Below are 6,217 nucleotides of genomic sequence, written 5' to 3'. Positions count from 1 at the left end.
TCGAGAGCGCCGCGTCCATCTTGTCGGGCCGGTAGATGTTCCCGTGCGCCATCCGGCGACGCAACGCCTGCGGCGACATGTCGACCAGCTCGATCTGGTCCGCCCGCCGCACCACCTCGTCCGGCACCGTCTCCCGCTGCCGGACCCCGGTGATCGACTCCACCACATCACCCAGCGACTCCAGATGCTGGATGTTCACCGTGGATATGACATCGATCCCGGCCCGGAGAAGCTCCTCCACATCCTGCCAGCGCTTCGCGTTCCGCGAACCCGGAACATTCGTGTGCGCCAGCTCGTCCACCAGCGCCACCGCCGGAGCACGCTCCAGCACCGCGTCCACATCCATCTCGGTGAAGACCGTCCCCCGGTACTCCAGCTCCCGACGCGGCAGAAGCTCCAGCCCGTGCAGCATCACCTCCGTACGCGGCCGGTCATGATGCTCCACGAAAGCCACCACGCAATCGGTGCCACGCTCGACCCTGCGATGCGCCTCCGAAAGCATCGCGTACGTCTTGCCGACACCCGGCGCCGCGCCCAGGTAGATCCGGAGTATGCCGCGTCCCATGATGACTTCTCGTTCTTCCGTGGTGGATGGGGCATCAGGGTTCGAAGCGGTAGCCCATGCCCGGCTCGGTGATCAGGTACCGGGGGTGGGCGGGGTCCGCTTCCAGCTTGCGCCGCAGCTGGGCCATGTACACCCGCAGGTAGTTGGTGTTCTCCGCGTAGGTGGGCCCCCAGACCTCCCGCAGGAGCGCACGCTGCGACACCAGACGGCCGGGGCTGGTGACCAGCACTTCGAGGAGATGCCATTCGGTCGGGGTCAGCCGGACGGTGCCGGAATCGCGCTGGACCTTCTTCGCCGCCAGGTCGATGGTGAACCCGTCCGTGGTGACGACGGTCAGTTCCGGGGTGTCGGCGGTCGCCTGCCGCCGCCGGGTGGCCGCGCGCAGCCTGGCCAGCAGTTCGTCCATGCTGAAGGGCTTGGTCACGTAGTCGTCGGCTCCGGCGTCCAGGGCCCGCACCTTGTCCTCGGACATGTGGCGTGCGGACAGGACGAGGATCGGCACCCGGCTCCAGCCCCGGATCATCCTGATCAGCTCGACGCCGTCCATGTCCGGCAGGCCGAGGTCCAGCACGATGACGTCCGGCTTGCAGGTCGCGGCGAGCCGGAGGGCGGATCCGGCGTCGGAAGCCTCCTCGACTTCGTAGCTGCGGGCCTGGAGGTTGATCTTGAGGGCGCGGACCAGCTGCACATCGTCTTCCACCACGAGCACCCGGGGCATGGGCTGTGCACTCTCTCCTTGGTTGTGGGCCAACCGGACACCGGTGGGGTGCGGAGGTTCCGTACCCCACCGGTGTCCGGTGTCCTGCAGCAGTTCCATCAGCCCTGGGTCAGGTTCCTGAGCGCCGTGTTCAGCTCGAGGACGTTCACCCTGGGCTCGCCCATGAAGCCGAGCAGCCGGCCGGTGGTGTGATCGGCGACGAGGTCCTCGACCTCCTTGACGTCGAGGTTGTTCTTCTCGGCGACCCGGTGGACCTGGAGTTCGGCGTACGCGGGTGAGATGTCGGGGTCCAGGCCGGAGCCGGACGAGGTGACGGCGTCGGCCGGCACGTCCGCGGGCTTCACCTTGTACGTGGGGGTGGAGTTGTCCTTGACCACGGCCGCCTTGGCATCGGTCACCCACTGGACCAGTTCCTTGTTGTCGCCGGAGCGGTTGGTGGCCCCGGAGAGGATCAGGGAGTACTGCGTGTTGACGCTGTTGCTGCCGAGGCCGTTGGAGGGCCGCGGCTGGAACCACTTCAGGTCCGGGGCGGGTGACTCCTCGCCGTCCTTCAGCGGGAGGTCGTACCGCTGGCCGATGAGGGAGGAGCCGACGACCCGGCCGCCGCTGTCCTTGATCTCGGAACCGTTGGCCTTGTCGTTGAACAGAGCCTGGGCGACACCGGTGACGGCGAGCGGGTAGAGGACCCCGCACACCAGGGTGAGGACGAGCAGGGCTCGCAGTCCGGCCCCGAGCACGCGTGCGGTGCTGCTGACGGAGTTGTTGGTCATGGCGGATCAGCCGATTCCGGGAAGGAGGGAGAGGAGCAGGTCGATGATCTTGATGCCGATGAACGGGGCGACGATGCCGCCGAGTCCGTAGATGCCCAGGTTGCGCCGCAGCATCCGGTCGGCACTGGCCGGCCGGTAGCGCACGCCCTTGAGGGCGAGGGGCACCAGCGCGACGATGATCAGTGCGTTGAAGATGACCGCGGAGAGGATCGCGGACTCGGGCGAGGTGAGGCCCATGACGTTGAGCTTGTCCAGCGACGGGTACGCCACGGCGAACATGGCGGGGATGATCGCGAAGTACTTCGCGACGTCGTTGGCGATGGAGAAGGTGGTCAGGGCTCCTCGGGTGATGAGGAGTTGTTTGCCGATCTCGACGATCTCGATGAGTTTGGTGGGGTTGGAGTCGAGGTCGACCATGTTCCCGGCCTCTTTGGCGGCCGAGGTTCCGGTGTTCATCGCGACGCCGACGTCGGCCTGGGCCAGGGCGGGTGCGTCGTTGGTGCCGTCGCCGGTCATCGCGACGAGCTTGCCCCCGGCCTGTTCCCGCTTGATGAGGGCCATCTTGTCCTCGGGCGTCGCCTCGGCCAGGAAGTCGTCGACCCCCGCCTCCTCGGCGATCGCCTTCGCGGTCAGCGGGTTGTCACCCGTGATCATGACCGTACGGATGCCCATGCGGCGCAGCTCGTCGAACCGCTCCCGCATGCCCTCCTTCACCACGTCCTTGAGGTGGACGACCCCGAGGACCCGAGCGCCGTCAGCGTCTTCCACAGCCACCAGCAGCGGCGTGCCACCAGCCTGGGAAATCCGGTCCGTGAGCGCTTGCGCGTCCTCGGAGACACTGCCGTTCCGCTCCTTCACCCAGGCGATGACGGAGCCGGTGGCGCCCTTGCGGACCTTCCGTCCGTCCAGGTCGACGCCCGACATCCGGGTCTGCGCGGTGAACTCCACCCACGCGGCGCCCGTCAGTTCCCCCTGGGTCCGCTCCCGCAGCCCGTACTTCTCCTTGGCGAGCACGACGATCGACCGGCCTTCCGGTGTCTCGTCGGCGAGCGAGGAGAGCTGCGCGGCGTCCGCGAGCGTGCCCTCGGTGACGCCCCTGACCGCGAGGAACTCGGCCGCCTGCCGGTTGCCCAGGGTGATGGTTCCGGTCTTGTCGAGCAGCAGGGTGGACACATCGCCCGCCGCCTCGACCGCGCGCCCCGACATGGCCAGGACGTTGCGCTGCACCAGGCGGTCCATGCCCGCGATGCCGATCGCGGACAGCAGGGCCCCGATCGTGGTGGGGATCAGGCACACCAGCAGTGCGGCGAGCACGATCAGCGACGTCTGGTCGTCAGCGCCCGCGTAGATCGCGAAGGGCTTCAGGGTGACGACGGCCAGCAGGAAGACGATCGTGAGGGACGCCAGCAGGATGTTCAGGGCGATCTCGTTGGGCGTCTTCTGCCGGGAGGCGCCCTCCACCAGGTTGATCATGCGGTCGATGAAGGTCTCGCCGGGCTTCGTCGTGATCTTGATGACGACGCGGTCGGACAGCACCTTCGTCCCGCCGGTGACGGCCGAGCGGTCGCCGCCGGACTCCCGGATGACCGGGGCGGACTCGCCGGTGATCGCGGACTCGTCGACGGAGGCGACGCCTTCCACGACGTCTCCGTCGCCGGGAATGGTGTCGCCCGCCTCGCAGACCACCAGGTCCCCGATGCGCAGGTCCGTCCCCGCGACCCGCTCCTCGTCTCCGCCGATGACCCGGCGGGCGACGGTGCCGGTCTTGGCCTTGCGCAGGGTGTCGGCCTGGGCCTTGCCCCGGCCTTCGGCGACCGCCTCGGCGAGGTTGGCGAAGACGGTGGTCAGCCAGAGCCAGGCGGTGATCGCCCAGCCGAACCAGTCGGTCGGGTCGGTGAGCGCCAGCACGGTGGTGACCACCGAGCCGACCAGGACGACGAACATCACCGGCGACTTGACCATCACGCGCGGATCGAGCTTGCGCAGCGCGTCCGGGAACGACTTCAGCAGTTGCCGGGGGTCGAACAGCCCGCTGCCGACCCGGTTGGCGGCCCCGTGGCCATCGGCCGGCGGTATGTCTCCGTGCGGAGCGCGAGTGGGGGTGACGGTGCTCATGAGGCGAGCCCTTCGGCAAGCGGACCCAGCGCCAGGGCCGGGAAGTAGGTGAGTCCGGTGATGATGAGGATCGTGCCGACGAGCAGCCCCGCGTAGAGGGGCTTGTCGGTGCGCAGAGTGCCCGCGGTCTCGGGCACCGGCTTCTGCTCGGCGAGCGAGCCGGCCAGGGCCAGGACGAACACCATCGGCAGGAACCGGCCGAGCAGCATCGCGATGCCGATGGTCGTGTTGAACCACTGGGTGTCGGCGTTGAGCCCGGCGAAGGCGGAGCCGTTGTTGTTGGCGCCGGAGGTGTAGGCGTACAGGATCTCGGAGAAGCCGTGCGCGCCCGAGTTGGTCATCGAGTCGGCAGGGGTCGGCAGGGCCATGGCGACGGCGGTGAAGCCGAGCACGAGGGCCGGGGTGACGAGGATGTAGCAGGCCGCGAGCTTGATCTGGCGGGTGCCGATCTTCTTGCCGAGGTACTCCGGGGTGCGTCCGACCATCAGCCCGGCGATGAACACCGCGATGATCGCCATGATCAGCATGCCGTAGAGGCCGGAGCCGACACCGCCGGGAGCGATCTCGCCGAGCTGCATGCCGAGCATGGTGATGCCGCCGCCGAAGCCGGTGTACGAGGAGTGGAAGGAGTTCACCGCGCCGGTCGAAGTCAGCGTCGTGGCGACCGCGAAGATCGACGAGCCGGCGATCCCGAAGCGGGTCTCCTTGCCCTCCATGGCCCCGCCGGCGATCTCGAAGGCCGGTCCGCGGTGGGCGAACTCGGTCCACATCATCAGCGCCGTGAAGCCGATCCAGATGACGGCCATCGCGCCGAGGATCGCGTACCCCTGCTTCAGCGATCCGACCATCCGGCCGAAGGTCCGCGTCAGCGCGAACGGGATCAGCAGGATGAGAAAGATCTCGAACAGGTTCGACAGGGGGTTGGGGTTCTCGAAGGGGTGGGCGGAGTTGGCGTTGAAGTAACCGCCGCCGTTGGTGCCCAGCTCCTTGATGACCTCCTGGGAGGCGACCCCGCCGCCGTTCCACTCCTGCGTACCGCCCATGAACTGTCCGACCTGGTGGATGCCGGAGAAGTTCTGGATCGCCCCGCAGGCGACCAGGATGATCGCGCCGATCACCGAGATCGGGATCAGGATGCGGACGGTCCCGCGCACCAGGTCGGCCCAGAAGTTGCCGAGCTCACCCGTACGCGACCGGGCGAAGCCCCGTACGAGTGCCACCGCCACGGCCATGCCGACCGCCGCGGACAGAAAGTTCTGCACCGCGAGGCCGCCGGTCTGCACGACGTGGCCCATGGCCTGTTCGCCGTAGTAGGACTGCCAGTTGGTGTTGGCGACGAAGGACGCGGCGGTATTGAACGCCTGGTCCGGGTCGATCGAGGAGAAGCCCAGCGAACCGGGCAGCGAGCCCTGCACCCGTTGCATCAGATACAGGAAGAGAACGCTCACCGCCGAGAAGGCGAGCACTCCACGCAGATAGGCGGGCCAGCGCATCTCGGCGGTCGGATTGGCGCCGATGGCCTTGTATATCCACTTCTCCGGGCGGTAGTTCTTCTCGGAGGAGTAGACCCTGGCCATGTAATCGCCCAGCGGGCGGTAGGCCAGGGCGAGGGCGGCGATCAGGGCTGTGAGCTGGAGCAGACCAGCGACCTGGGGACTCATTTCCGTACTCAGAACCTCTCCGGGTAAAGGAGAGCCAGAATGAGATATCCGAGCAGGGACACGGCCACGACGAGGCCGACGACGTTTTCGACGGTCACAGCTTGGTCACCCCCCGGGCGATGAGAGCCACCAGCGCGAATACCGCGATCGTGGTGGCGACGAAGGCCAGGTCGGCCATCGCGAGCTCCTGATTGACGTGAGGAATGGAATCGGCCGTTTGGCCAATACGAGCAAACCTCGACTTCATCCCGGCGATAAGCCACCTTGACGGGGTCCATACGAATACGGGGAGACCCTTGACGCCCGTCTTACGCGGCCGACCGGCCTGCGGCATGGCCGTTCGGCACGCGGCCCGGTCCGTTCTGGCGGCCGCGTGCCGAACGGGACA

7 protein-coding genes are annotated in these 6,217 nt (G+C 67.8%); all 7 read right to left on the bottom strand.

All coding sequences use genetic code 11. From position 1 onward, the window contains the following. Positions 1-565 (bottom strand): histidine kinase (locus tag IE272_RS34045; RefSeq protein ID WP_444544794.1); only part of this gene is annotated, 565 nt, incomplete at its 3' end. Between the two features lie 34 nt (positions 566-599). Then, positions 600-1,283 (bottom strand): response regulator, encoded by a 684-nt coding sequence (locus IE272_RS34040; protein ID WP_050356991.1) that lies wholly within the window; start codon positions 1,281-1,283, stop codon positions 600-602. Between the two features lie 98 nt (positions 1,284-1,381). Continuing rightward, on the bottom strand, positions 1,382-2,053 hold the full coding sequence (locus tag IE272_RS34035; RefSeq protein WP_050356990.1) for a potassium-transporting ATPase subunit C: 672 nt from the start codon (positions 2,051-2,053) through the stop codon (positions 1,382-1,384). A 6-nt stretch (positions 2,054-2,059) separates the two neighbouring features. Further along, positions 2,060-4,168, bottom strand: a complete 2,109-nt coding sequence (gene kdpB, locus IE272_RS34030) for a potassium-transporting ATPase subunit KdpB (RefSeq protein WP_190009501.1) — start codon at positions 4,166-4,168, stop codon at positions 2,060-2,062. Then, positions 4,165-5,829 (bottom strand): potassium-transporting ATPase subunit KdpA, encoded by a 1,665-nt coding sequence (gene kdpA / locus IE272_RS34025; RefSeq protein WP_190009499.1) that lies wholly within the window; start codon positions 5,827-5,829, stop codon positions 4,165-4,167. The genes kdpB and kdpA overlap by 4 nt, the downstream gene beginning before the upstream one ends. An 8-nt stretch (positions 5,830-5,837) precedes the next feature. Further along, a complete protein-coding gene (gene kdpF, locus IE272_RS34020) occupies positions 5,838-5,927 on the bottom strand; it encodes a K(+)-transporting ATPase subunit F (RefSeq protein WP_018955984.1) in 90 nt (29 codons plus the stop codon). Further along, positions 5,924-6,076: a hypothetical protein gene (locus IE272_RS34015; RefSeq protein WP_164221375.1), complete on the bottom strand. Its 153-nt coding sequence runs from the start codon at positions 6,074-6,076 to the stop codon at positions 5,924-5,926. The genes kdpF and IE272_RS34015 overlap by 4 nt, the downstream gene beginning before the upstream one ends. Positions 6,077-6,217: the final 141 nt, after the last annotated feature.

This window comes from Streptomyces anulatus (genome assembly GCF_014650675.1).
In the GTDB taxonomy this organism is placed as follows: Bacteria; Actinomycetota; Actinomycetes; order Streptomycetales; family Streptomycetaceae; genus Streptomyces; species Streptomyces anulatus.
This window is presented reverse-complemented; position numbering and strand designations above follow the sequence as displayed.

Excerpts from the sequence above, each read along its gene's own strand:
- IE272_RS34040 (WP_050356991.1), bottom strand. The coding sequence starts at position 1,283 with ATGCCCCGGGTGCTCGTGGTGGAAGACGATGTGCAGCTGGTCCGCGCC.
- IE272_RS34035 (WP_050356990.1), bottom strand. The coding sequence starts at position 2,053 with ATGACCAACAACTCCGTCAGCAGCACCGCACGCGTGCTCGGGGCCGGA.
- kdpB (WP_190009501.1), bottom strand. The coding sequence starts at position 4,168 with ATGAGCACCGTCACCCCCACTCGCGCTCCGCACGGAGACATACCGCCG.
- kdpA (WP_190009499.1), bottom strand. The coding sequence starts at position 5,829 with ATGAGTCCCCAGGTCGCTGGTCTGCTCCAGCTCACAGCCCTGATCGCC.
- IE272_RS34015 (WP_164221375.1), bottom strand. The coding sequence starts at position 6,076 with ATGAAGTCGAGGTTTGCTCGTATTGGCCAAACGGCCGATTCCATTCCT.